Here is a 23358-nt window from a genome sequence, read left to right as displayed (position 1 = left end):
CAGCCACGTCCAGAATTCCTTGAACGCCAGCTGGGGGCGGGCCTGTGCGTATGCACCCAGACGATCGGCGACCCGTTCGCTTAGCGTGCGCGTTACTTCCTCATAGGCGACTTCAGGTACGCCGTGCGCAACCTGAATGTCACCCGTGCGAGGGTCAGCAGCCCGGAAAGAGTGGGCGCCATCGCGAAACGCATATGCAACTCGGATCGGTTCGTCTTGATACATCCTGTCCGTCCTCCAGCGGAGTACGAAGTTTATGTACCAAATGCTGGCCTAGACGGAAAGGAAAAATCCATTGCACGATACGCAGTGCAGCAATCCGTCTTTTTGCGGGCTGTCCGCGAAAGGGTGTTTCAAATGAACATTTGTAAAATATCGCGCTAACCCGATCGGGGTGACCAGTAATCGCCACCCGATCGGGGCAGGTGCGCCTTGATCATTCGATCACGATACGGGGTGCGGCGCGACCGCTGCCGATGCTGATCTTGTCCCAGACGCGGGCGGCGATGGAACGGTAGACCTTGGCATGGTCGCTGTCGGGCTGGGAGACAACGATGGGGTCGCCGCCGTCGCTGGTCTCGCGGATAGCGATATCCAGCGGCACCTCGCCCAGGAAATCGATGCCCAGCTTGTCCGCCTCCGCCCGCGCGCCGCCATGGCTGAAAATATCGCTGCGGTGGCCGCAATTGGGACAGCAGAAATAGGACATGTTCTCCACGATGCCCAGCACGGGCACATCGACGCGGCGGAACATGTTCAGCCCCTTGCGCGCATCCAGCAGGGCAATGTCCTGGGGCGTCGAGACGATAACGGCCCCGGCCAGCGGTACATTCTGCGACAAGGATAGCTGCGCGTCGCCCGTCCCCGGCGGCATGTCGACGACCAGCACGTCCAGTTCGCCCCAGGCGACATCGCGCAGCATCTGCTGAATGGCGCCCATCACCATGGGGCCGCGCCAGATCATGGGCGTCTCTTCGGCCACCAGGAAGCCCATGGACATGACCTTCACCCCATGGCGGACCAGGGGCCGCAGCACCTTGCCGTCGGTAGTTTCCGGCTTGCCCGACAGGCCCAGCATGCGGGGCAGGGACGGGCCATAGATATCGGCATCCAGCAGACCGACGCGCAACCCGTTGGCCGCCATGCCCAGCGCCAGATTGACGGAGGTCGTGGATTTGCCCACCCCGCCCTTGCCTGACGCGACGGCGATGATGGCGCGCACGCCGGGCACGCCGATCTTAGCAGGTTTCGGCGGCGGCGCGGCGGCAGGGGCGGTGCCATGGCTGTGGCCCTTATGGTCATGCCCCTTATGATCATGGCCGCCCCCCAGCTTGGGCGGTGCGCGGTGGGCCGTCAGCATTGCGGTGACTGAGGTCACGCCCGGCAAGGCATCCACGGCCTTCTCGGCAGCCTGACGCAGGGGTTCCAATGCCGCGCCGCGGCTTGGGTCCACCTCCAGCGCGAAGGCGACATTGCCGCCCTTCACTGTCAGACCGGAAATCATGCCCAGCGATACGACATCCGTACCCCGGTCGGGGTCCTTCACGGTGCCGAGCGCCTTCAGAACCTGTTCTTCGCTGACCACAGCCATGGTTGAAAACCCCGTTCTTTTCCCAATATCTGCGGTGACCGATGGCCCAAGGGCCTTGTCTCCGGTGCGCCGCGATATATAGGGTGGCGTATCACAGAGAGAAAGCGTCCTGTCCCTGGGGGCAGGCCTGTCGGTTTGGCAGTTACGTGGGTCCAATCACCAAAGGGTCGGCAATATGCCCTGGAACAATCAAGGTGGCGGCAATGGCGGTGGCCCCTGGGGTTCTCCCCCGGGTGGTGGCGGCAATGGCGGCGGTAACAATCCGTGGGGCCGTCCGCCCGGCGGCGGTGGCGGCGGCGGGCAACCGCCCGGTGGCCCCGACCTGGAGGAACTGCTGCGCAAGGGGCAGGAGCGGTTCAAGAACCTGACGCCCGGTGGCCTGGGCGGCGGCAAGGGCATCGCGCTCGGGCTGGTCGCGCTGGGTCTGCTGTGGGGCCTGTCGGGCATCTACCGCGTGCAGCCTGACGAGCAGGGTGTGGTGCGCCGATTCGGCGAATATGTCCGCACCGAACAGCCGGGCCTGCGCTATCACCTGCCGGCCCCCATTGAGATGGTGGACACGCCGAAGGTGACACTGGTCAACCGTCTGGAAGTTGGCTACCGCTCCGGCACCGACAGCCGGCGTCCGGGCGGCGGCGACATCATCGACGAAAGCCTGATGCTGACGGGCGATGAGAATATCATCGACATCGACTTCACTGTCCTGTGGGTGATCAAGGATGCCGGCAATTACCTGTTTAAGATCCGCGACCCGGCCAATACCGTAAAGATGGCCGCCGAAAGCGCCATGCGCGAGGTCATTGGCCGCACCGATATCCAGCCGGCCCTGACCGAGGCGCGCCAGGATATTGAACAGCAGACCAAGGCCCTGTTGCAGACCATGCTGGACGAATACCAGTCCGGTATCGAGATCACGCAGGTGCAGTTGCAGAAGGTGGACCCGCCGGCCCCCGTGGTCGATGCCTTCAACGATGTGCAGCGCGCGCGCCAGGACCGCGAGCGTCTGCGTAACGAGGCCGAGGCCTATCGTAACGACATCATCCCCCGCGCCCGCGGTGAGGCTGAACAGCTGATCCAACAGGCGTCGGCCTATCGTGAACAGGTGGTGAGCCTGGCACAGGGTGACGCGCAGCGTTTCGCGCAGGTTCTGTCCGCCTATACCCAGGCGCCCGAGATCACGGCGCGGCGCATGTATCTGGAAACGATGCAGGAGGTGCTGGGCGGCACCAACAAGATCATTATCGATCAGGGTAAGGGCAGCGGTGTCGTGCCGTTCCTGCCGCTGAACGAGCTGACGAACCAGATCCGCCAACAGACGCCGGCCGCATCGGCCGCACCGCGCCAGTAAGGGGGACGGACCATGAGCACCAAACTTGTCGCTCTCGGCATTGCCGCCGCTGCCACCGCCATCCTGGCTTCGGCCTCCCTGTTCACCGTGAACCAGACCCAGCAGGCCCTGGTTCTGCAATTGGGTGAATGGAAGCGCACCATTCAGGAGCCGGGCCTGCATGCCAAGATCCCGTTCGTGCAGAATGTGGTTCTGATCGATTCCCGCGTTCTGGATGTCGATCCGCCCGTCGAACAGGTGATTCTGGCCGACCAGAAGCGTCTGGAAGTGGACGCGTTTGCCCGTTACCGCATTACCGAACCTTTGAAGTTCTACACCTCGGTCGGCAATGAGAATGTGGCGGAGCAGCGTCTGGCCGCCACCGTCAATTCCGCCCTGCGCCGTGTGCTGGGTAACGCCACCCTGCTGGCCGTTCTGTCCAAGGAACGCGCCAAGGTGATGACCGACATCAAGGCACAGGTGAACCAGGAAGCCGCCCAGTTCGGTGTGGAGATCGTAGATGTCCGCATCCGCCGCGCCGACCTGCCGGAAGCGACCTCGCAGGCCGTGTATGAGCGTATGCGGTCCGAGCGTGAGCGTGAAGCCCGCGAGGCCCGCGCCCAAGGTAACGAACAGGCCCAGCAGATCCGTAGCCGGGCCGAACGTGAACGCACCGTCATCCTGGCTGAAGCCCAGCGCGACAGCCAGGTGCTGCGCGGTGAAGGCGACAACCAGGCGATCCGCATCCTGGCTGAATCCGCGAACAAGAATCCGGATTTCTATTCCTTCTACCGGTCTTTGGACGCCTATAAGGCTTCCATGAAGGGTGATAACACGCAGATGGTCCTGTCACCGGATAGCGAGTTCTTCCGCTACTTCAACAGCACGGGCACCGTGACCAAGCGGTGATGTTGCCTTGCGCGGGGCGGTTTTTGACCGCCCCGCGCCCCCTCCTTTTCCGGACACCTTCCGTGACCGATTTCCTGACCGCATTGGCCCTGGTCTTCGTGATTGAGGGCCTGCTTTATGCCGTGGCACCCAATTCCATGCGGGACATGGCCCAGCGCATTACAGGCATGGAACCGGTGATGCTGCGCCGGATCGGCCTGGGTGCCGCCATCCTGGGTGTCGTGGCCGTGGGCGCCATTCGCGGATAGGGCCGCTTTCGCACCCAAGACCATCCGCCTGTTACGAAGGAATGCTTCGCAAGACGGGCTTTCACGCTATATTCCTTGGCTGTCGGTGCGCCCCTTTCGGGCCGGCGTGCCGATGCGTGCCCCGGGGTGTGGGCGCGGATGACCGGCCCCTGGAGATTGACGTGATCGACGCCTTCCGTTCCCGTTCCGCCTGCGCCCCTGCCGGGGCCGCCGTCCGGGAAGGCCGCGTGGCCGGCCTGTTGTCGCTGCTGGCGGTGACCGCCGCCCTGATCTTTACCCCGCCGGCCCTGGCCCAGCGCGGCGCGCCCGACAGTTTCGCGCCGCTGGCCGAAAAGACGCTGCCGTCGGTGGTCAATATCTCGACCAGCCAGACGATCCAGAACAAGCCGGGTGGTCGCGGTGCTGTGCCCATGCCCGACTTCCCCCCCGGCTCGCCGATGGAAGAATTCTTCCGCGACTTCCTGGAGCGTCAGCAGCAGGGCCAGGGCGCCCCGCGCAAGGCGCAGTCGCTGGGGTCGGGCTTCATCATCGATGCGTCGGGTTACATCGTCACCAACAACCACGTGATTGAGGGGGCGGACGAGATCACCGTCATCTTCCAGGATGCCGACCAGACGGAATTGAAGGCCAAGTTGATCGGCACCGACAAGGAGACCGATCTGGCCCTGTTGAAGGTGGAAGCCAAGCAGAAGTTGACGGCCCTGAAATGGGGTGACAGCGATGTGCTGAAGGTTGGCGACTGGGTCGTGGCCATCGGCAATCCATTCGGCCTGGGCGGTACCGTCACCGCCGGTATCGTGTCGGCCCGCGCCCGTGATATCGGCGCCGGTCGCTTTGACGATTTCATCCAGACCGACGCCGCCATCAACCAGGGCAATTCCGGTGGCCCGCTGGTTAATCTGGCCGGCGACGTGGTTGGCATCAATTCGGCGATCTACAGCCGCACGGGCGGTTCGGTCGGCATTGGCTTTGCCATCCCATCCAGCATGGCCCGCACCGTGATTGAGGAAATCCGTAAGGCCGGCAAGGTGCGCCGTGGCTGGCTGGGCGTGCAGATCCAGTCGGTGACCCCGGAGATCGCCGAAAGCATGGGTCTGGCCCATCACAAGGGCGCCCTGGTCGGCACCGTGACAGAGGGCAGCCCCGCCGCCGAGGCCGGTCTGAAGCCCGGCGATGTCATCCTGACCTTCGACGGTAAGGAAGTGGCCAATAACCGCACCCTGCCGCGCATGGTGGCCGGCACGCCGGTGGGTACCAAGGTCAATGTCGGCATTTCCCGCAAGGGCACGCCCGTGAATGTGACCGTTGCCCTGGCCGAATTCCCCGAAGAACCCGCCGCCGCCGAGGAAGAGGGTGCAGCAGAGGAACAGGCCCCCGGTAAGGGTGCCGTTCAGCAGCAGGTGGATGCGCTGGGCCTCACCGTCTCTTCCATCTCCCCGGACCTGCGCAAGCAGTTTGAGCTGGCCGAAGGCACCAAGGGCGTGGTCATCACCAAGGTCAACCCCAACGCCCCGCCGCAGTCGCGTCAGTTGCGCCCCGGCGATGTGGTGCTGGAGGTCAGCCAGCAACCGGTGACCACCCCCGCCGAGGTGCAGGACCGCGTGACCAAGGCCAAGACCGCCGGCCAGAAGGCCGTGCTGCTGCTGGTCGAACGCCGCGGCGAGCAGACCTTCCTGGCCCTGTCGCTGGAAGGTGGGCAGTAAGGATCACCGCATCACCGGTGAATTGTAGGGCCCCGGTCCACCTGCATGGTGGGCCGGGGCTTTTCATTTGTTCGTCCCCTGAACTACCCACCCTTGACACCTGCCCCCATCATCCCGCACCTTCCCCCCGTCCAAGGGGAACCCCGGCAAGGGGCTGAGACACCGCATGGACCGCCATTGATGGCGGCACCGGCGCGGGAACCCTTCGAACCTGATCCGGGTCGTACCGGCGTAGGGATGGAAGCATAGGGGCCCCGTTTGCCCCAACATTGCCGCCGCACCCCGTGCGCAAACCCGGATCTCCATATCAAGGGAGGTCCAGATGCCAGATACAAACATTACCGATCCCGAATTCCGCGTGACCACCGGCCCGCTGCCCGCCAGCCGCAAGGTACATGTCGCGGGAGAGCGCTTTGCCGACCTTCGCGTGGCCATGCGCGAGATCGACCTGTCGCCCAGTGCCAATGAGCCGCCGGTGCGCGTCTATGACCCGTCCGGCCCCTACACCGACCCCGCCATCCGTACCGATATCCGATTAGGCCTGCCCGAACTGCGCCGGTCCTGGGTGGAAGCGCGCGGCGATGTAGAGGCCTATGACGGGCGGCAGGTGAAGCCGGAGGATAATGGCCTGCGCGAGGGGCAGGAAAGCCCGGTACCGCTGTTTGACCGGGCCGCCCGCCGGCCCCTGCGTGCCAAGGCCGGTGCCAATGTCAGCCAGCTTCATTACGCCCGCAAAGGCATCATCACGCCGGAGATGGAATATGTCGCCATCCGCGAGAATCTGGGCCGGCAGCGTCTGGCCGAACAGGTGGCGCGCGATGGGGAGGATTTCGGGGCGTCGATCCCCGACTATGTGACGCCGGAATTCGTGCGGGATGAGATTGCGCGCGGCCGCGCTATCATCCCCAACAATATCAACCACCCGGAGACGGAGCCGATGATCATCGGCCGGAACTTCCTGGTGAAGATCAACGCCAATATCGGCAATTCGGCAGTGACATCATCGGTCGCGGATGAGGTGGACAAACTCGTCTGGGCCATCCGCTGGGGTGCGGATACGGTCATGGACCTGTCCACGGGCCGTAATATCCACACGATCCGCGAATGGATCATCCGTAATTCACCGGTCCCCATCGGCACCGTGCCGATCTATCAGGCGTTGGAAAAGGTGGGTGGCAAGGCTGAGGACCTGACCTGGGAGCTGTTCCGCGACACGCTGATTGAGCAGGCCGAACAGGGGGTGGATTATTTCACCATCCATGCCGGCGTGCGCCTGGCCCATATCCCGCTGACGGCCAAACGGGTGACGGGCATCGTCAGCCGGGGTGGCTCCATCATGGCCAAATGGTGCCTGGCCCATCACAAGGAGAACTTCCTCTACACGCATTTTGAGGAAATCTGCGAGATCATGAAGGCCTATGATATCGCCTTCTCCCTGGGCGACGGTCTGCGCCCTGGCAGCATCGCCGATGCAAATGACGCGGCGCAGTTTGCGGAGTTGGACACGCTGGGCGAACTGACGCAGATCGCCTGGAAGCATGATGTGCAGGTGATGATCGAGGGGCCGGGCCATGTGCCCATGCACAAGATCAAGGCCAATATGGACAAGCAGTTGAAGGTCTGCGGCGAGGCCCCCTTCTACACGCTGGGGCCGCTGACCACCGACATCGCGCCGGGATATGACCATATCACCAGCGGCATCGGTGCCGCCATGATCGGCTGGTTCGGCACCTCCATGCTTTGCTATGTCACGCCCAAGGAACATCTGGGCCTGCCTGACCGCGACGATGTGAAGGTGGGCGTGATCACCTATAAGCTGGCCGCCCACGCCGCCGATCTGGCCAAGGGCCATCCGGGGGCACAGGAACGCGATGACGCGCTGTCCCGCGCCCGGTTTGAGTTCCGCTGGCGCGACCAGTTCAACCTGTCCCTGGACCCGGAGACGGCGGAAAAATATCACGACCAGACCCTGCCCGCCGAAGGGGCCAAGCTGGCGCATTTCTGCTCCATGTGCGGGCCGAAATTCTGCTCCATGAAGATCACGCAGGAAGTGCGCGATTACGCGGCGGCGCAGGAGGGGATGGCGGCCATGTCTGCGGCGTTCAAGGAGAAGGGCGGGCAGGTGTACCTGTCGGATAACAACAATGTCATGAAATCTTGACGTTGGCACGGGGGCGACTGCCACAGCAAAGCACGTGCGGAGTGAGATGATCCAGGACGCGCTCAAAGCCTGCGGCATAAATTGATGTCGGCCCCTGGCCACATGTCAGAGGTTATCGTTACGGCAAATTCTGGTGATTTCACTCATCGGGATTTGCCATACGGTGTCCCAACCTTTCATCCACGAGAATCCCATGCTTCTGTCTGGCCTTCTCCTTGCCGCTACTCTTACGACGCCAGTAATGTGCGAGCGGGACCGCCCTCCGATGGATACGGTATGGCTGAAGGGCGAGTTCAAGGCGATCGTGGTTCCTGAGGAGCATCAGGAAGCCTATTTGGGCATTGTCGAGGCACAAAACCTCCGCGCCCTGAACCAGAGGGATCTGGTGAAGCTGGCAATACCCTATGTTGAAGGGCGATATTACTATCTTGTGCAGGCCGGCTTCATCGGGGAATCCTGGCGCCCAGGCCAACCGCGCGCGCCCTCGGACGTAAAGGCGTTCCTGTCCGTGACGTCGGAGGGAGTTGCCTATGTCTTCACGGCCCGGCTGACACGCCAGGAGGGCGTCGGGTCCATGGCTGTCGTCATCCAGTCGGACGTGCCTGTCACGTCGGTACATTCCAACTGTGGTGCCGTGGGTTGAACCTGATGCGCGTGCGCCAGCGTATCGTGCCGCCGAAGCTTGAAATGCCGATGAGCCGGTATTTCAAGCCGCTGGTATATGACAAAAGCCCCCGTCCGCATCGCGGACAGGGGCCTTTCTTCTGGCCGTTCGGGGCCGGAAATGCCGTCAGGCGCGGGCCAGACGGTCCATTTCCTCCTTCACGCGCAATTTCTCCATTTTCAGGCGGGTCAGGGTCGTTGTGTCGGGCATGGGACGGCGCGATTCCATGCGCACCTCCCGGTCCAGGTTCTCGTGCTTGGTACGCAGCGATTCAACACGCTCGGGGAACAACATACGGCCTCTCCTTCTTGAACGATGGAACAACGGACCTGTCTGATTGTTGGTACCTGAAACGCGGCTTGACCTTTCCTGATGGACAAAACATGGGTCACGATCCTGACATGGAATCGTAACCTGTGGCTCTATGCATATGGATAGGGTGGTGGGGTTTTTCGAGAGGGGGATTGCCCACCCTGGACGAAAACCATCGGGGGCGCTACATCACCTCCATGGCAGATATCCTCCCACAGCCGGCCGGTTCTTCCGGTCCTGACCAGTACCCGGCATCGACACCGCCCCGACGGATGATCGTCGGGATCAGCGGGGCGTCGGGCATTGTTTACGGCATACGCCTGCTTGAAACGTTACGCCGGCTGGGCATCGAATCCCACCTCGTAATGAGCAGGTCTGCGGAGGTGACCTCTGCGCACGAGTCGGGGCTGAAGGTCGCGGATATCCGCGCGCTGGCCGATATCAATTATTCCATCACCGATATTGGGGCTGCGATTTCGTCGGGCAGTTTCCGCACCATGGGCATGATCGTGGCCCCCTGTTCGGTGCGGTCCCTGTCAGAGATCGCGTCGGGGGTGACCAGTTCCCTGCTGACCCGGGCCGCCGATGTGGTGTTGAAGGAACGCCGCCGGCTGGTGCTGATGCTGCGCGAAACGCCGCTGCATCTGGGCCATATCCGCTCCATGGCGGCGGTGACGGAGATGGGGGCTATCGTCTATCCGCCTGTTCCTGCCTTCTATGCCAAGCCGCAAAGCCTGGACGACATGGTCGACCACACGATCGGGCGCGTGCTGGACCTGTTTGATATTGATACGGGCCGGGTGCGGCGCTGGGGGGAAGGGGACTGACCCTCCTTTCCTTATGCGGTCCGCCTGCCTACATTGGCAGTGTCTTTGCCGAAGGCTTTCTCATGTCCAGCCCTGCCCACGCCCATAATCACCATGACCATGCCGTTCGCCATGACCATGGCTCCTGCGTCAAGGATGCGCTGGCGCGGGCCGATGCGCTCTGTACCGAACGCGGCGTGCGCCTCACGTCGCAGCGGGCGCGGGTTCTGGAGCTTGTCTGGTCCAGCCACAAGCCGCGCGGCGCCTATGCCATCCTGGAGGACCTGTCGGCGGATGGAAAGCGGGTGGCGCCCCTGACCGTCTATCGCGCCCTGGATTTCCTGCTGGAACAGGGGCTGATCCACCGGATCGAAAGCCAGAATGCCTTTGTCGGCTGTCCCGATCCGGGTACGGCGCATACGGGGCAGTTCCTGGTCTGCTCCTGCTGCGGCAATGCCACCGAACTGACCGACCGCGGCATTGCAGCAGCCATCGCCGACAGTGCGGCGGCACAGGGCTTCACGGTACAGCGGCAGACCGTTGAAGTAACGGGCATCTGCCCCGACTGCCGCGACCATTGACGATTGGGGTGTTGGTCCCCCACATGTCCGTTTAAGTAACCGACCTTTCTCTGCCCGAGGAATCCTCCCTTGTCCACGCAACAGACCCCGCCCAGCCCGCCGCCCCGCCTGCCCATTTCCGTCCTGACCGGGTTTTTGGGCAGCGGCAAGACCACGCTTCTGTCGCGCCTGATCCGCGATCCCGCCATGGTGCGCACCGCCGTCGTCATCAATGAGTTTGGCGAGGTCGGGCTGGACCATCTGCTGGTGGAACAGTCGGACGAGAACATGGTGCTGATGGATAGCGGCTGCCTGTGCTGCACCATTCGCTCCGACCTGGCCGAGACGCTGCGTGACCTGTACATGAAGCGCATGCGCGGCGAGATCCCGGAATTCGACCGCGTGGTGATCGAGACGACGGGCCTGGCCGATCCGGCCCCCATCCTGCACACGCTGATGACCGATCCGTTGATCGCCTCGCGCTTCCGTCTGGACGGGGTGGTGACGACCATCGACAGCGTCCATGGCATGGGCCAGCTGGACGAGCATGAGGAAAGCCTGAAGCAGGCCGCCGTGGCCGACCGCGTCGTGCTGACCAAGACCGATCTTGCTGATGCGGCCAAGGTGGACGCCCTGCGCCGCCGCCTGCACGACCTGAACCCCGGTGCGGTCCATGTCGATGCGCAGAAGGATCAGGGTTTGCCGGTCCTGCTGTTCGATGCGGGCCTGTACAACCCGGCCACCAAGTCGCTGGACGTGCAGCGCTGGTTGAAGGCGGAGGCCTATGAGGGCGGGCACGATCATCACCATGATCACGACCATGCGCATTGCGACCATGACCATGGCCATTGCACCCATGATCATCATGATCACGGGCATGAGCATGGACATGATCACGGGCACGGCCATGATCACCACGCCCATGACCATGGGCACGAGCATCATGACCACAGCCATTGCGACCATGATCATGGCCATTGCGATCACGACCATGGGCATGGCCACGACCATCACCACCATGACGTCAACCGTCACAATGATAAGATTTCGTCCTTCGTGATCCGGTCGGAAAAGCCGCTGCCCTGGGACGGGCTGGTGACCTTCTTCGAGACAGTGGCCAAGGCGCAGGGCGATAACATTCTGCGCGTGAAGGGCCTGCTGAATGTCGAGGAGGCGGAGCGTCCCATCGTCATCCATGGCGTGCAGCACCTGTTCCACCCGCCGGTCCAGCTTGACGCCTGGCCGACGGCTGACCAGAGCACCCGTATCGTCTTCATCGTCAAGGATTTGAAGCGCGAGACGGTGCAGGAACTGTTCGACAGTGTGGTGAACGCCAAGGCGGCGTAAGGATCACCACCCCACATGCCCCATCGCCCAGAGCCATCCGATGGCCAGGGCGATGGAGGACAGGGTCATGGGCACGCCGCATTTGGCATGTTCCCAGAAGCCCAGGGTGACGCCACTGGCCGCCGCACGTTCCACCACGATCAGGTTGGCAAGGCTGCCCAGCAGCAGCAGGTTGCCCGACAGGGTGGACAGGACGGCCAGCGCGTAAAGCGCGCCTTCCGGTGGGCTGGGCCAGACCTGCATCAGCAGCAGCACCGCCGGCACATTACCGATGGTGTTGCTGGCCGCCAGCGACAGCGGCGCCAGCACGGTCAGCCGGTCCAGCGCCCAGCCGCTGCTGGCCAGTGCCGCCACCATCTCCCCCGGCAGGCCGGTACGGGCCAGTGCCGCCGTCACCACGAACAGGGCCGCGAACAGCACCAGCAGGTGCCAGTCCACCAGCCCCAACATGCGCCGGCTGGCAAACCGGCGGCTGACCAGCATGGCGGCAGCCACGGCCAGCACCCCTTCCTCCTGCGGCAGGGGGGTGGCGAAGAAGATCAGCAGCACCAGGGTGGCCAGCAGCGCCTTTTTCAGGTGCCACAGGTCCAGATCGGGCGGGGCCAGGGGCAGGGGGCTGGCGTCGGCCATTTCCAACCGCCTGCGCCAGATGAAGGCCACGGTGGCAAAGACGCAGCCCATACCCAGCAGGGCCGGCACGCCGCAGGCCGCCAGGAACGGCCAGAAATCCAGATGGCCCAACTGTCCGATCAGGATATTCTGTGGATTGCCGATGATGGTGGCCGCTGATCCGGCATTGGCGGCACCGGCCAAGGCAATCAGATAGGGCCGCGCGTCCAGCCCCCGCGCCAGCAGCCCGGCGCAGAGCAGCGGCGTCATGGCGAAGACCACGACATCATTGGCCAGCACAGCCGACAGCCCGCCGCCCACGGCCACCACCAGGGCCAGCAACGCCACGGGGCTGTACGCCGCCTGCGCCAGCCGGACGGCGCACCAGCCATAAAATCCCGCCAGTTCGAACTGCGCCGACAGGATCATCAAGCCCAGCAGGATGAACAGGGTCGGGTAATCGATGGCCGCACCCAGCGCATCCCCAGGCATGGCCCCGGCCAGAGCCAGGATGACAGCCCCCAGCAGGGCGATGCCGGTCCGGTCGATCTGCAATCCGGGGAAGCGGCCGACGGCCATGCCCAGATAGACCAGCACGAAGATGGTGAGGATCAGGATGGTCATGGGCGCCGGTAGGGAGGGGTGAGACGTCCCCTTGGCGTACAACGACCGAACCGGCGGGGCCATGGGAATTTGCGGCAAGGGAAAATAGTTAGGTACTTTCCAAACTATTTCGTTGCCTCAACGCCCTTGCCCTGATACTTAGGCATATGCCTAACATTCAAACCGAACCAACGCAGCTTGACCGCATGTTCCACGCCCTGGCCGACCCGTCGCGCCGGGCCGTGCTGGAACGGCTTGCCGAAGGGCCGGCCAGTGTGGGGGAGCTGGCGAAACCCTTCACCATGGCCCTGCCCAGCCTGATGCAGCATCTGCGGCTGCTGGAGGAGTGCGGCCTGATTCAGACGGAAAAGGTGGGGCGTGTGCGCACCTGCCGGCTTCAACCCCACGCGATGGATGCGGCGGGGGAATGGATTGCGCGGCAGCGGGCCGTTTGGGAGGCCCGGTTCGACCGGCTGGACGCCTATTTGCAGATATTGAAGAAACAGGAGGAATCGACCGATGACGACCCCGCCGCCCGCTGATCGCAGCATGGTGATCACCCGCACGCTCAACGCACCGCGCCCGATGGTGTGGAAGGTGCTGACCGATCCGAAGCATATTCCCCTGTTCTGGGGTCCGAACGGCTTCTCCACCACGGTGCATGAGATGGATGTGCGACCGGGCGGCACCTGGCGCTACACGATGCATGGATGGGGTCAGGATTTTGAGAACTGGATCCGCTATCGCCGGGTCGAAGCGCCGTCCCTGCTGGAATATGAACATGGCGGCGACGATCCCGACCATTGTCTGTTCGATGCGTCGATCAGGCTGGAGGAGGTTGGGACGGACAAGACCAAGGTGACCCTGACCATGGTCTGCCCCACGGTGGAGTCGCTGGAAGAAAAGCGCAAGTTCGGGGCGGAGGCCGGTGGTCATCAGACGCTGGAACGGCTGGAACGTCAGGTGCTGGTCGCCGACCGCGATCTGGGGATCACCCGTATCCTGGATGTGCCGCGCGACCTGGTCTGGAAGGCCTGGACCAGCCCGGAACATCTGAAGCAATGGTGGTGCCCGCGTCCCTGGCAGACGGTAGAGGTTCGCATGGACCTGGCGCCCGGCGGGGAATTCTATACCCGCATGGAGGGGCCGGATGGCGGCGTCTCGGACAATCCCGGCATCTTCCTGCTGATTGAAGAGGGCAAGCGCCTGGTCTTCACCAACATGATGGCACCGGGTTTCCGGCCCGTGACGCCGGGCTTCGTGGCCTTCACCGCCGACATCACTTTTGAGGATCATCTGGGCGGTACGCGGTATACGGCGCGCGCCATGCACCAGACGCCCGATGGGGCGGCCAGCCATGCCGAGATGGGCTTCTACGACGGCTGGTCGACCGCCGTGGACCAGCTTGTGGAAGCGGCAAAGGGCTGGAAGGCGTAAGACGGGCGTCAGGCCGCCACCACGATCCCTTCCACCGCCGGCAGGTTCAGCATGTCCAGCGTCACCCCCTCCCGCGCCGCAAAGGCGCCGGGGAAGCGCTGGGCGGCCTCCCGCTCGATGGCGGCCATGGCCGTATCATCATGGTCCGGGTCGTGGTGGAACAGGCACAGGCGCTTTGCACCCGCCGCCTCCATCAGCTTCACACCCTCGTTCCAGGTTGAATGGCCCCAGCCGACACGGGTGGCGTATTCCGCCTCCGTATAGGTCGTGTCATAGACGACCACGTCCGCACCCTCGATCAGGCGCAGGATATTCTGGTCCAGCTGCCCCGGCACATGTTCGGTGTCGGTGACATAGCAGAAGGACTTGCCGGCATATTCGATGCGGTAGCCGACGGCCCCGCCGGGATGGTTCAGCTCCCCGGTCTTCACCACCAGACCGGGGGCGAGGTCCAGCTGATCGCCGGCATGCAGGTTCTGAAAGCCGATCTTGGCGCGCATGGTGGTCAGCGGCACCGGGAACAGCGGCTTTTCCATGCAGGTGGTCAGAACCTCCCCGATGCAGGAGCAGCCCGACAGGTCGCGGGCAAAGATATCCAGGCTGAAATCCGGGCAATAGCCGGGTTCGAAGAAGGGGAAGCCGTTGATATGGTCCCAATGCGCGTGGCTGAGCAGCAGGGTGGCGTTGCGGATATTGTCGCGCAGGAAATGCTTGCCCATCGGGCGCAGGCCCGTGCCGGCATCCAGCACCAGCGTGCGGCCACCCACGGTGACCTCGATGCAGCTGGTATTGCCGCCATAGGTCAGATGCGAGGCGAAGGCACAGGGAAAGGTCCCGCGCACGCCCCAGAACTTAACCTTGAACTCCATGACACGCCCCTGGGGCCGGGCGATGCCCGGCCGATTGCCCCCGGTTACCAGCGGACACATTCCGCCAGACACGCCGAAGGTTCCACAAAAATAAATGCGACCGTGCCGATGTTCCTGTGACGAGGCACACAGGCGCAGTCACGAATCTGTCATGGCGGGCGTGCATCGGGATAGGTTGGAAACCGCAGTGACAATATTATCGCCGGATGCGGTGATCCAGACGTTCATCTTCCAGGCCCGCCGGTTCCTGATGGATGGCGAACTCCGCGTTGGGGAAGGCGGCGCGCAGTTCACGCTCGATCTCGTCGGTGATGTCGTGGGCTTCGGCCAGTGTCAGGTGCGGGTCCAGTTCCAGGTGGAATTCGATGTGCTGGCCGATACCCGTGGACCGGGTGCGCAGATCATGGATGCCGCGTGTTTGGCTGTGGGCGCGGACCACTTCCTTCACGCGCGCCCGGTCGCCATCGGGCAATTCGCGATCCATCAGCACGCCCAGCGCCTCACGCACGATGCGGCTGGCACCCCAGACCAGGAAGGCGGCGATGCCCAGCGCGAAGATCGGGTCCCAATAGGGCCAGCCGGTCCAGGCTGTCAGGCCCAAGGCCGCGATGACGGCGGAATTCATCAGCAGATCGCCGCTGTAATGCATGCTGTCGGCGGCAATCGCCATGGATTTCGTGCGCCGGATCACCCAGCGCTGCACCAGTAGCAGCAGGCCCGTCATCACGATGGCGAAGACCATGGTGGCGATGCCCAGTTCGGCATTCTCCACCGGGCGCGGCTCTGCAAGACGCCCCACACCTTCATAGCCCAGGAACACGCCCGACCCGGCCACGAACGCCGCCTGCGCCAATGCTGCCAGCGGCTCGGCCTTGCCATGGCCGAAACGGTGCGTGGTGTCGGGGGCGCGCAGCGCCTGCGCGACCCCCAGAAGCGTGACGATGGAGGCCAGCAGATCGACCGAGCTGTCCATCAGGGAGGACAGGATGGCGACGGCACCCGTCGCCATGTAGGAGGCCAGCTTGGCCGCAATCAGGATCAGGGCGACCGTGACGCTGGCATAGGTGGCCCACCGCCGATACTTGTCCGTCGCGTCACCCGTACCCGCCACCATGCACCTTCACATCAGGGATAAAGCCGGCCCTTTGCCCATTCCCCCTCACCCGCGCGGGTGAACAGGATACGGTCATGCAGCCGGTATTCGCGATCCTGCCAGAATTCGATCCGGTCGGGAACGACGCGGAAGCCGGTCCAATGCGGCGGGCGCGGCACTTCGCCGCCATCGAACCGCGCCTCGGTATCGGCCACGGCCTGTTCCAGGGTGGCGCGGCTGTCCAGCGGACGTGACTGCTGGCTGGCCCAGGCGCCGATGCGGCTGCCACGCGGGCGGCTGGCGAAATAGGCATCGGCCTCTGCATCCGTCACCCGCTCCACCGGTCCCTCGATCCGCACCTGCCGGCGCAGCGATTTCCAATGGAAGGTCAGGGCCGCGAAATGCGTGGCTTCCAACTGGTCGCCCTTGCGGCTTTGCGTATTGGTGTAGAAGGTGAAACCCCGGTCATCCAGGCCCTTCAGCAGCAGGATGCGCACCGACGGGCGGCCATTGGCGCCGACGGTGGCCACTGACATGGCGTTTGGATCATTGATCTCTGCCGTCTCGGCTTCGGCGAACCACGCCCGGAACTGCGCGAAAGGGTCGGTGGCGTTTTCCAGCGTCATGGCTTGATCTTCGTCATAGTTGCGCCCGAATTCATCACGAAGATAAGGAGCATGGGTTGTTTGTCCATGCCGTCCCCCGCATGGCACCCGTCCGCAGGCGGAAATGCCCGACGGCGAATGGTTCGGGGGCAAAGCATGATCCGAGAAAGGTTCTGAAAAATGATTCGCAAGATCGTTGTCGCCACCGCCCTGGTGGCCCTGCTGGCCGGGTGTCAGACCACGGGCGGCAACAAGCAGACCGGTGGCGCCGTGATCGGCGGCCTGATGGGCGGTCTGGCCGGCAGCCAGATCGGTGGTGGTTCGGGCAAGCTGTGGGCGACGGGTGCCGGTGCGGTGCTGGGTGCGCTGATCGGTTCGGAAGTAGGCGCGTCGCTGGACAAGGCTGACCGGGCCGCCCTGGAACGCAACACATACGCGTCCTTCAACGCGCCGCTGAACCAGCCCATCGTCTGGGATAACCCCAATAACAGCAACCGCGTCATCGTGACGCCGACCAATGAGGGCCGTCAGCAGGGCACCAACGCCTATTGCCGCGAATACCAGCAGACGATCATCGTCGGTGGCCGCAGCGAACAAGCCTTTGGCCGTGCCTGCCAGCAGCCGGACGGTTCCTGGAAGATCGTCAGCTGACGATTGCCCAGCAGCAGGGCAAATGATCGCCCCGCGTCAGGGTTTAACCCCTGGCGCGGGGTTTTTTATACGGATGCGTTGGCAGCTTCCTGTCGGCCATGCTTGACCGGGGGCTGCCGGGGCGTAGGATGCGGCAGGTTTTCACTTTTTCTGCCTGCTGGTGACCATGCGCGATCCCTACCTTGTCCTCGGCCTGACGCGGAGTGCCTCTGCCGATGACATCAAGCAGGCCTTTCGCGGGCTGGCCAAGCAGTACCATCCCGACCTGAACCCCGGCCGTCCCGACATTGAGCAGAAGTTCAAGGAGGTCAACGCCGCTTATTCCCTGCTGTCCGATCCGGACAAGCGGGCGCGGTTTGACAAGGGCGAGATTGATGCCAGCGGCGCCGAACGGCCCGACCGCACCTTCCGCCGCGCCTGGGGTGCAGGTGCCGGCAGTGGTCGTGGCGGCGGATTCGGGGCGGGGTTTGGCACGCGCGGCCCCGGTGGTGGTGCCAAGCCGGGTGCGGGTGCTGGCGATGATCCCTTCGCCGACGATATGTTCAATGATATCTTCGGGGCCACCAAGCGCCGCTACTCCTCGGGTGGTGGTGCGGGCGTCAAGGCCAAGGGCAGCGACGTCAATTATTCGGTCAGCGTCAGCTTTGCCGATGCCTGCCTGGGGGCCAAGCGACGGCTGACCCTGTCCACGGGCAAGACCATCGATGTCAACATCCCCCCCGGCACGCGCGATCAGACCAAGCTGCGCCTGAAGGGGCAGGGTCTGGCGGGGCTGGGCGGTGCCGGTGCGGGCGACGCGATTGTCGAGGTGCTGGTCGATAACCACCCGCTATTTACCCGCAAGGATGATGACATCCATCTGGATGTGCCGGTGACGTTGCAAGAGGCGGTGTTGGGGGCGGCCATCAAGGTGCCGACCCTGGACGGGCAGGTGGCCGTGAAGGTCCCCGCCGGTGCCAATAGCGGCACCATCCTGCGCCTGAAGGGCAAGGGCATCCCCAATGCCGACCGCAAGGTGACGGGCGACCTTTATGTGAAGCTGATGGTGATGCTGCCGGAAAAGCCGGATGCGGAGCTGACCAGCTTCATCGAGCGCTGGTCCAAGGGTAAGGATTACGACGTGCGGCGCAAGCTGGGGGTGTGAGCCCCCAGCTTGCGCGTTTCACCTTACTTATTGTCTTCCTTGGCCTTTTCCACGGCTTCGTCGGCCTTGTCGCGCAGGTCGTCCACGGCCTCACCCGCCTTGTCGCGGGCCTCTTCCAGCTTGTCGGCGGCCTTTTCGGCGGCATCGTCGATCTTTTCGCCCGCGCGTTCCGCCGGACCCTTGTTGTCACAGGCCGTCAGGGCCAGAGGGGCGGCCAGCAGCAAGGCGACCAGGGTTCCGTGGCGCAGAAGGTTCATCCCCATGTTCTCTCTCCATCCATTTGCATCGCTTGACCACCCCTGATGGGTGGTCTTCGGCGATAGAACAGCCGAAGGGGGCAGAAGGTTCCCGCCCCCCTTGGCGATGGCGTGCCGCGCACTAGCTCCTGTTGCCCATAAAGGACAGGATGGAACAGCGTTATGGCACCCCCCATCATCATCATTGGTGCAACCGGCGGTACCGGTCAGGCCCTGGCACGACGGCTGGCGGCCAAGGGCCATGCCCTGCATCTGGTGGCGCGCGATGCGGTGCGGGTGGAGGATCTGGCCCAGAACCTGGGCGCCAGCCATGCCGTCGCTGATGTGACGGCGGAGGATGCGCTGGCCGATGCGGTGGCGCTGGGCGACCGGGGCGACGGCATCGCGGGGCTGGCCTATTGCGTCGGGTCCATCGTGATCAAGCCCTTGAAGGCAACCCGCAGTGCTGATTTCCTGACGGCCTTCAATCTGAACCTACTGGGGGCGGCCACGGCGCTGCGTGCGGCGGAAAAGGGGTTGAAAGCGGCGAAGGGCTCTGTCGTGCTGTTCTCCACTGTCGCGGTGGAACAAGGCTTCACCAACCATGCCGTCATTGCGGCGGCCAAGGGGGCGGTGGCGGGGCTGGGCCGGGCCATGGCGGCGGAATGGGCGCCGCATGTGCGCGTCAACGTCATCGCCCCGTCCCTGACCCGCACGCCGCTGGCGGCCCCGCTGCTGTCCTCCGAACAGATGGCGCAGGGCATCGCCGCCATGCACCCGCTGGGCCGGTTGGGGGAGGCCGATGATCTGGCCGCCATGGCAGATTTTCTGTTGTCGTCGGATGCCGGTTGGATCACGGGGCAGGTTCTGGCCGTTGATGGGGGACGTGGTACACTTCGCACCAAGGGATAGGAGACGAATATGCATCGCCGCCACCTGATCCTTGCCGCCCCGCTGGCGCTGGGCCTTGGCCTGATCCTGCCGCGCCGGTCGGCGGCGTTCATCCTGCCGGAAACGGACGCCATCTCCTTTTCCGTGTTCCGCAAGAATGACAGCCCCATGGGCTATCACCGCCTGCGATTCACGCGCGATGGCGATCGGCTGATCATGGAAAAGGAGATCAGCCTGGAAGTGACCTTGGCCTTCGTCACCGCCTATCGCTACCGCCACCGCAACCGGGAGGTCTGGGAGGCGGGGCGGCTGGTGGAGATCGAAACCCGCACCGATGATGATGGTGACGATTACTGGCTGCGCGCCAAGGCCGGGCCGGACGGGTTGATGGTGGAAGGTAGCGGTGGCTCCTATGTCGCGCCCGCCGACATCATCCCCACCAGCTACTGGAACAACGCCATCACCAGCGCGACCCAGCTTCTGGATACGCAGCGCGGGCTGATCATGGATGTGCGGATGGAGGATCGGGGTCCGGAGACCTTGACCACCCAGTCCGGCCCGATGCAGGCCCGCCATCACACGATCAATATCCTGACCAACCCGCCTGGCAAAACCAACCAGATCGACCTGTGGTACGACGAAACCGGCCAATGGGTGGGTTTGGCGTTTGAGGCGAAGGGGCAGAAAATCACCTACGTTCTGGACAGCGTTCCTGTGCCGCCGGAGCCCGCCCCGCAATCGGCCGCGACACCATGAGCGGTGCTGTCCGTCTGGTTCTGGGCGATCAACTGTCGCGCAATCTGGCGTCCTTGCGCGGGCTGGATAGGACCCAGGATGTGGTCTTGCTGGCAGAGGTGATGGCGGAGGCAACCTACGTTCCCCATCACCCGCAGAAGATCGCCTTTCTGTTCAGCGCCATGCGGCACTTTGCTGAGGAACTGCGGGCGGATGGCGTCCGTGTCGATTACATCCGCCTGGATGATCCCGACAATACCGGCACGCTGGGCGGGGAACTGTCCCGCGCCATTGCCCGGCACGGGGCCGCCCGCGCGATTGTCACCTTTCCCGGTGAATGGCGCGTTTGGAAACCGATGCGGCAATGGCAGCAGGATTTCGCCGTGCCGGTGGAGGTGAAGGAGGATGACCGCTTCTTCTGCCCCATCGCCCGCTTCCGGTCCTGGGCCGATGGGCGCAAGCAGTTGCGGATGGAGTTCTTTTACCGGGAGATGCGGCGGGATTACAAAATCCTGCTGACCCCGGAGGGGCAGCCGGAGGGCGGGCAGTGGAATTTCGATGCCGAAAATCGCAAATCCCTGCCCAAGGGCCTGAAAATCCCTCCGCCCTATCGGGAGGAGCCGGACGCCATCACGGCGGAGGTCCTGGCCCTGGTGGCCGAACGATTTAAGGGCCATTTCGGAAAGCTGGAAGGGTTCTTCTATGCCGTCACGGCGGCGGGGGCGGAGAAGGCGCTGAACCATTTCATCAGCCATTGCCTGCCCCTCTTTGGGGATTATCAGGATGCGATGGCCATGGGCCAGGAGACCCTGTTCCATTCCATCCTGTCGCCCTACATCAATGCCGGCCTGCTGGACCCGCGCCGTGTGGTGGATGCTGCCGAACGGGCATGGCGTCAGGGCCACGCGCCCTTGAACGCGGTGGAGGGGTTCATTCGCCAGATCCTGGGCTGGCGGGAATATGTGCGCGGCATCTACTGGCTGAAAATGCCGGCCTATGCCGACACCAACGCGCTCAACGCCCACCGCCCGCTGCCCGATTTCTACTGGACCGGGCGCACCGACATGAACTGCATGGCGCAGGTCATCGGGCAGACCGAACGGCTGGCCTATGCCCACCATATCCAGCGCCTGATGGTGACGGGCAATTTCGCCCTGCTGCTGGGCGTGGAACCGGCGCAGATTGAGGAATGGTATCTGGCCGTCTATGCCGATGCCTATGATTGGGTGGAACTGCCCAATGTGCATGGCATGGTGATGCATGCCGATGGCGGCTATCTGGGCAGCAAGCCCTATGCCGCCAGCGGCAAATATATTCAGCGCATGTCGGACTACTGCACCAAATGCCGGTATGACGTGAAGGAAACCACCGGCACCACCGCCTGCCCCTTCAACGCGCTTTACTGGAACTTCCTGATGGAGAATGAGGGCAAGCTGCGCGGCAATCCCAGGATGGGGCTGGTCTATAAGGGCCTGGACGGCATGGAACCAGCCAAGCGAGAGGCCATCCGGGCGCAGGCGGGGCGGTTCATCGCGGGGCTGGTGCCAGCGTATCCGGCCACGGGAACGGAGAGATCATGACCAATCTGCACACCCCCACGCCCGCCGATGGTTTTGCCTGGGTTACCGGTGCCTCTTCCGGGATTGGGGAGCATGTGGCCCTGGCCCTGGCGGCGGAAGGGTGGAGCGTGCTGGTCAGTGCGCGGCGGGTGGAACCGTTGGTGGCGCTGGCGGAACGGGCTTCGGGGGCGGGGCGGATTATTCCGGTGCCGCTGGATATCACCGATGCCGACGGGGTGAAGGCGGCGCTGGCACCGCACGGGCCTATCGCGCTGGCCGTGCTCAATGCCGGGACGTATCAGCCGGATGGGGCCAAGGAGCTGGACCCAGCCACATTCGCCCGCACCATCGATGTCAACCTGATCGGCACGGTCAACTGCTTGGCGGCCATCCTGCCCGGCATGATCGACCGGGGGCGGGGGCATGTGGCCGTGGTGTCCAGCGTGGCGGGATATCGCGGCCTGCCCCGGTCGCTGGCCTATGGCGCGTCAAAGGCTGCGTTGAACAACATGACCGAAAGCCTGAAGCTGGATGTGGAGCGGTATGGCATCAAGGTGCAACTGGTCTGCCCCGGTTTTATCAAGACGCCCCTGACGGACAAGAATGACTTTCCTATGCCCTTCCTGATGCCGGTGGAGAAGGCGGCGGCGCGGTTGGTGGCGGGGCTGAAAGGCAACGGTTTTCAGATAACGTTCCCGCGTCGCTTTACATGGCCGCTTCTGCTGTTGCGCCGTTTTCCCGATGCACTGTATTTCATGATGGTCCGTGGAACCGTGCCAAAGTAAGCGCCGGGATTGGACCTTCGGGAAACGGCTTGGATCAGGGTTGGCATGGGATCGGTGAATGGACAGGTTCCGGTGGATCAGGCGCTGGCCGCCTATATCCGCTTTTATCAGGAACTGCGGCCCGAAACGGTGGTGAGGCTGGACCGGCTGGCGGTGCCGGACGTGCATTTCAAGGACCCGTTCAATGATTTCCGGTCGCGCGACCGGATGAAGGCGGTGTTCACGGCGATGTTCGATGTGCTGGAGCAGCCGCGTTTCATTGTGCGTGACCATGCCGTGTCGGAACAGACGGCCTATCTGCGTTGGGGCTTTGTATTCCGCCGCAAGGGACAGCCGCGCCCCAGCACCATCGAGGGCATGTCAGAAGTGCGGTTCGATCTGGCCGGACAGGTGACCAGCCATATCGACCATTGGGATGCGGCCGAGCAGTTTTACGAAAAGCTGCCCGTGCTGGGCTGGGTGCTGCGCAAGATCAAGGCCTATATGGCGCATTAGCGCTTGTCGCGGGGCGGG

General features: G+C 63.8%; 25 protein-coding genes and 1 riboswitch. Of the genes, 18 read left to right on the top strand and 7 right to left on the bottom strand.

What is annotated here, in order from left to right:
• Nucleotides 1-436: 436 nt before the first annotated feature.
• Nucleotides 437-1591: an iron-sulfur cluster carrier protein ApbC gene (gene apbC / locus C0V82_RS08105; RefSeq protein WP_102111898.1), complete on the bottom strand. Its 1155-nt coding sequence runs from the start codon at nucleotides 1589-1591 to the stop codon at nucleotides 437-439.
• Between the two features lie 175 nt (nucleotides 1592-1766).
• Here apbC and hflK point away from each other — a divergent pair, with 175 nt between their 5' ends.
• From hflK to C0V82_RS08075, 6 genes are all read left to right on the top strand, one after another.
• Nucleotides 1767-2939: an FtsH protease activity modulator HflK gene (gene hflK, locus C0V82_RS08100; protein ID WP_102111897.1), complete on the top strand. Its 1173-nt coding sequence runs from the start codon at nucleotides 1767-1769 to the stop codon at nucleotides 2937-2939.
• Nucleotides 2940-2951: 12 nt separating this feature from the next.
• Complete coding sequence (gene hflC, locus C0V82_RS08095; RefSeq protein ID WP_102111896.1) at nucleotides 2952-3827, top strand: protease modulator HflC; 876 nt, start codon at nucleotides 2952-2954, stop codon at nucleotides 3825-3827.
• 62 nt (nucleotides 3828-3889) lie between these two features.
• Nucleotides 3890-4075, top strand: coding sequence for a DUF2065 domain-containing protein (locus C0V82_RS08090; protein ID WP_102113317.1), 186 nt, complete (start codon nucleotides 3890-3892; stop codon nucleotides 4073-4075).
• 161 nt (nucleotides 4076-4236) lie between these two features.
• Nucleotides 4237-5778, top strand: a complete 1542-nt coding sequence (locus C0V82_RS08085) for a DegQ family serine endoprotease (RefSeq protein ID WP_245924038.1) — start codon at nucleotides 4237-4239, stop codon at nucleotides 5776-5778.
• A gap of 124 nt (nucleotides 5779-5902) precedes the next feature.
• Nucleotides 5903-6033, top strand: a riboswitch (TPP riboswitch).
• Nucleotides 6034-6100: 67 nt separating this feature from the next.
• Nucleotides 6101-7939: a phosphomethylpyrimidine synthase ThiC gene (gene thiC / locus C0V82_RS08080; protein WP_102111894.1), complete on the top strand. Its 1839-nt coding sequence runs from the start codon at nucleotides 6101-6103 to the stop codon at nucleotides 7937-7939.
• 265 nt (nucleotides 7940-8204) lie between these two features.
• Nucleotides 8205-8582 carry a hypothetical protein gene (locus C0V82_RS08075; protein WP_102111893.1) on the top strand — a complete coding sequence of 126 codons (378 nt, stop codon included), beginning with the start codon at nucleotides 8205-8207 and terminating at the stop codon, nucleotides 8580-8582.
• A 147-nt stretch (nucleotides 8583-8729) separates the two neighbouring features.
• Here C0V82_RS08075 and C0V82_RS08070 read toward each other — a convergent pair whose 3' ends face one another.
• Entirely contained in the window at nucleotides 8730-8897 is a 168-nt protein-coding gene (locus tag C0V82_RS08070; RefSeq protein ID WP_102111892.1) for a YdcH family protein, read from the bottom strand.
• 290 nt (nucleotides 8898-9187) lie between these two features.
• Between C0V82_RS08070 and C0V82_RS08065 the strand changes: the two genes are divergently transcribed.
• The 3 genes from C0V82_RS08065 to C0V82_RS08055 all read left to right on the top strand — a co-directional run bounded on the left by C0V82_RS08065 (nucleotide 9188) and on the right by C0V82_RS08055 (nucleotide 11628).
• Nucleotides 9188-9742 carry a UbiX family flavin prenyltransferase gene (locus C0V82_RS08065; RefSeq protein WP_245924213.1) on the top strand — a complete coding sequence of 185 codons (555 nt, stop codon included), beginning with the start codon at nucleotides 9188-9190 and terminating at the stop codon, nucleotides 9740-9742.
• A gap of 62 nt (nucleotides 9743-9804) precedes the next feature.
• A complete protein-coding gene (locus C0V82_RS08060) occupies nucleotides 9805-10302 on the top strand; it encodes a Fur family transcriptional regulator (protein ID WP_102111891.1) in 498 nt (165 codons plus the stop codon).
• 69 nt (nucleotides 10303-10371) lie between these two features.
• Entirely contained in the window at nucleotides 10372-11628 is a 1257-nt protein-coding gene (locus C0V82_RS08055; RefSeq protein WP_102111890.1) for a CobW family GTP-binding protein, read from the top strand.
• Between the two features lie 3 nt (nucleotides 11629-11631).
• On the opposite strand, the gene C0V82_RS08050 is transcribed toward C0V82_RS08055, so the two are convergent.
• Entirely contained in the window at nucleotides 11632-12861 is a 1230-nt protein-coding gene (locus tag C0V82_RS08050) for an SLC13 family permease (RefSeq protein WP_102111889.1), read from the bottom strand.
• 185 nt (nucleotides 12862-13046) lie between these two features.
• On the opposite strand from C0V82_RS08050, the gene C0V82_RS08045 reads away from it, so the two are divergent.
• Both C0V82_RS08045 and C0V82_RS27245 read left to right on the top strand, forming a co-directional pair.
• Nucleotides 13047-13382, top strand: a complete 336-nt coding sequence (locus tag C0V82_RS08045; RefSeq protein ID WP_245924037.1) for an ArsR/SmtB family transcription factor — start codon at nucleotides 13047-13049, stop codon at nucleotides 13380-13382.
• Nucleotides 13360-14277: an SRPBCC domain-containing protein gene (locus C0V82_RS27245; RefSeq protein WP_199772382.1), complete on the top strand. Its 918-nt coding sequence runs from the start codon at nucleotides 13360-13362 to the stop codon at nucleotides 14275-14277. Before C0V82_RS08045 ends, C0V82_RS27245 begins: the two co-directional genes overlap by 23 nt.
• An 8-nt stretch (nucleotides 14278-14285) precedes the next feature.
• Here C0V82_RS27245 and C0V82_RS08035 read toward each other — a convergent pair whose 3' ends face one another.
• From C0V82_RS08035 to pdxH, 3 genes are all read right to left on the bottom strand, one after another.
• Nucleotides 14286-15146 (bottom strand): MBL fold metallo-hydrolase, encoded by an 861-nt coding sequence (locus tag C0V82_RS08035; RefSeq protein ID WP_102113314.1) that lies wholly within the window; start codon nucleotides 15144-15146, stop codon nucleotides 14286-14288.
• 196 nt (nucleotides 15147-15342) lie between these two features.
• Nucleotides 15343-16260, bottom strand: a complete 918-nt coding sequence (locus tag C0V82_RS08030; RefSeq protein ID WP_102111887.1) for a cation diffusion facilitator family transporter — start codon at nucleotides 16258-16260, stop codon at nucleotides 15343-15345.
• An 11-nt stretch (nucleotides 16261-16271) separates the two neighbouring features.
• Complete coding sequence (gene pdxH, locus C0V82_RS08025; protein WP_102111886.1) at nucleotides 16272-16865, bottom strand: pyridoxamine 5'-phosphate oxidase; 594 nt, start codon at nucleotides 16863-16865, stop codon at nucleotides 16272-16274.
• A 159-nt stretch (nucleotides 16866-17024) separates the two neighbouring features.
• Between pdxH and C0V82_RS08020 the strand changes: the two genes are divergently transcribed.
• Together C0V82_RS08020 and C0V82_RS08015 are read left to right on the top strand one after the other, a co-directional pair.
• Nucleotides 17025-17495 (top strand): RT0821/Lpp0805 family surface protein, encoded by a 471-nt coding sequence (locus tag C0V82_RS08020; RefSeq protein WP_102111885.1) that lies wholly within the window; start codon nucleotides 17025-17027, stop codon nucleotides 17493-17495.
• 166 nt (nucleotides 17496-17661) lie between these two features.
• Complete coding sequence (locus C0V82_RS08015) at nucleotides 17662-18639, top strand: DnaJ C-terminal domain-containing protein (protein ID WP_102113313.1); 978 nt, start codon at nucleotides 17662-17664, stop codon at nucleotides 18637-18639.
• 23 nt (nucleotides 18640-18662) lie between these two features.
• Here the strand turns inward: C0V82_RS08015 and C0V82_RS08010 are convergent, their stop codons facing one another.
• A complete protein-coding gene (locus C0V82_RS08010) occupies nucleotides 18663-18902 on the bottom strand; it encodes a YtxH domain-containing protein (protein ID WP_199772381.1) in 240 nt (79 codons plus the stop codon).
• A 156-nt stretch (nucleotides 18903-19058) separates the two neighbouring features.
• Between C0V82_RS08010 and C0V82_RS08005 the strand changes: the two genes are divergently transcribed.
• Genes C0V82_RS08005 through C0V82_RS07985 form a run of 5 tightly spaced genes read left to right on the top strand, consistent with a single transcriptional unit; the run spans nucleotide 19059 to nucleotide 23340 of the window.
• Nucleotides 19059-19787: an SDR family NAD(P)-dependent oxidoreductase gene (locus tag C0V82_RS08005; RefSeq protein ID WP_102111883.1), complete on the top strand. Its 729-nt coding sequence runs from the start codon at nucleotides 19059-19061 to the stop codon at nucleotides 19785-19787.
• A 9-nt stretch (nucleotides 19788-19796) separates the two neighbouring features.
• On the top strand, nucleotides 19797-20522 hold the full coding sequence (locus tag C0V82_RS08000) for a DUF6134 family protein (protein WP_102111882.1): 726 nt from the start codon (nucleotides 19797-19799) through the stop codon (nucleotides 20520-20522).
• Entirely contained in the window at nucleotides 20519-22081 is a 1563-nt protein-coding gene (locus C0V82_RS07995; protein ID WP_102111881.1) for a cryptochrome/photolyase family protein, read from the top strand. Before C0V82_RS08000 ends, C0V82_RS07995 begins: the two co-directional genes overlap by 4 nt.
• Nucleotides 22078-22845 carry an SDR family NAD(P)-dependent oxidoreductase gene (locus C0V82_RS07990; protein ID WP_102111880.1) on the top strand — a complete coding sequence of 256 codons (768 nt, stop codon included), beginning with the start codon at nucleotides 22078-22080 and terminating at the stop codon, nucleotides 22843-22845. The genes C0V82_RS07995 and C0V82_RS07990 overlap by 4 nt, the downstream gene beginning before the upstream one ends.
• A gap of 45 nt (nucleotides 22846-22890) precedes the next feature.
• On the top strand, nucleotides 22891-23340 hold the full coding sequence (locus C0V82_RS07985; protein WP_245924036.1) for a nuclear transport factor 2 family protein: 450 nt from the start codon (nucleotides 22891-22893) through the stop codon (nucleotides 23338-23340).
• The last annotated feature ends 18 nt before the right edge of the window (nucleotides 23341-23358 follow it).

The organism is Niveispirillum cyanobacteriorum, assembly GCF_002868735.1.
GTDB lineage: Bacteria > Pseudomonadota > Alphaproteobacteria > Azospirillales > Azospirillaceae > Niveispirillum > Niveispirillum cyanobacteriorum.
The sequence above is the reverse complement of the archived record's forward strand: the minus strand, read 5'-3'. Positions and strand labels throughout refer to the sequence as shown.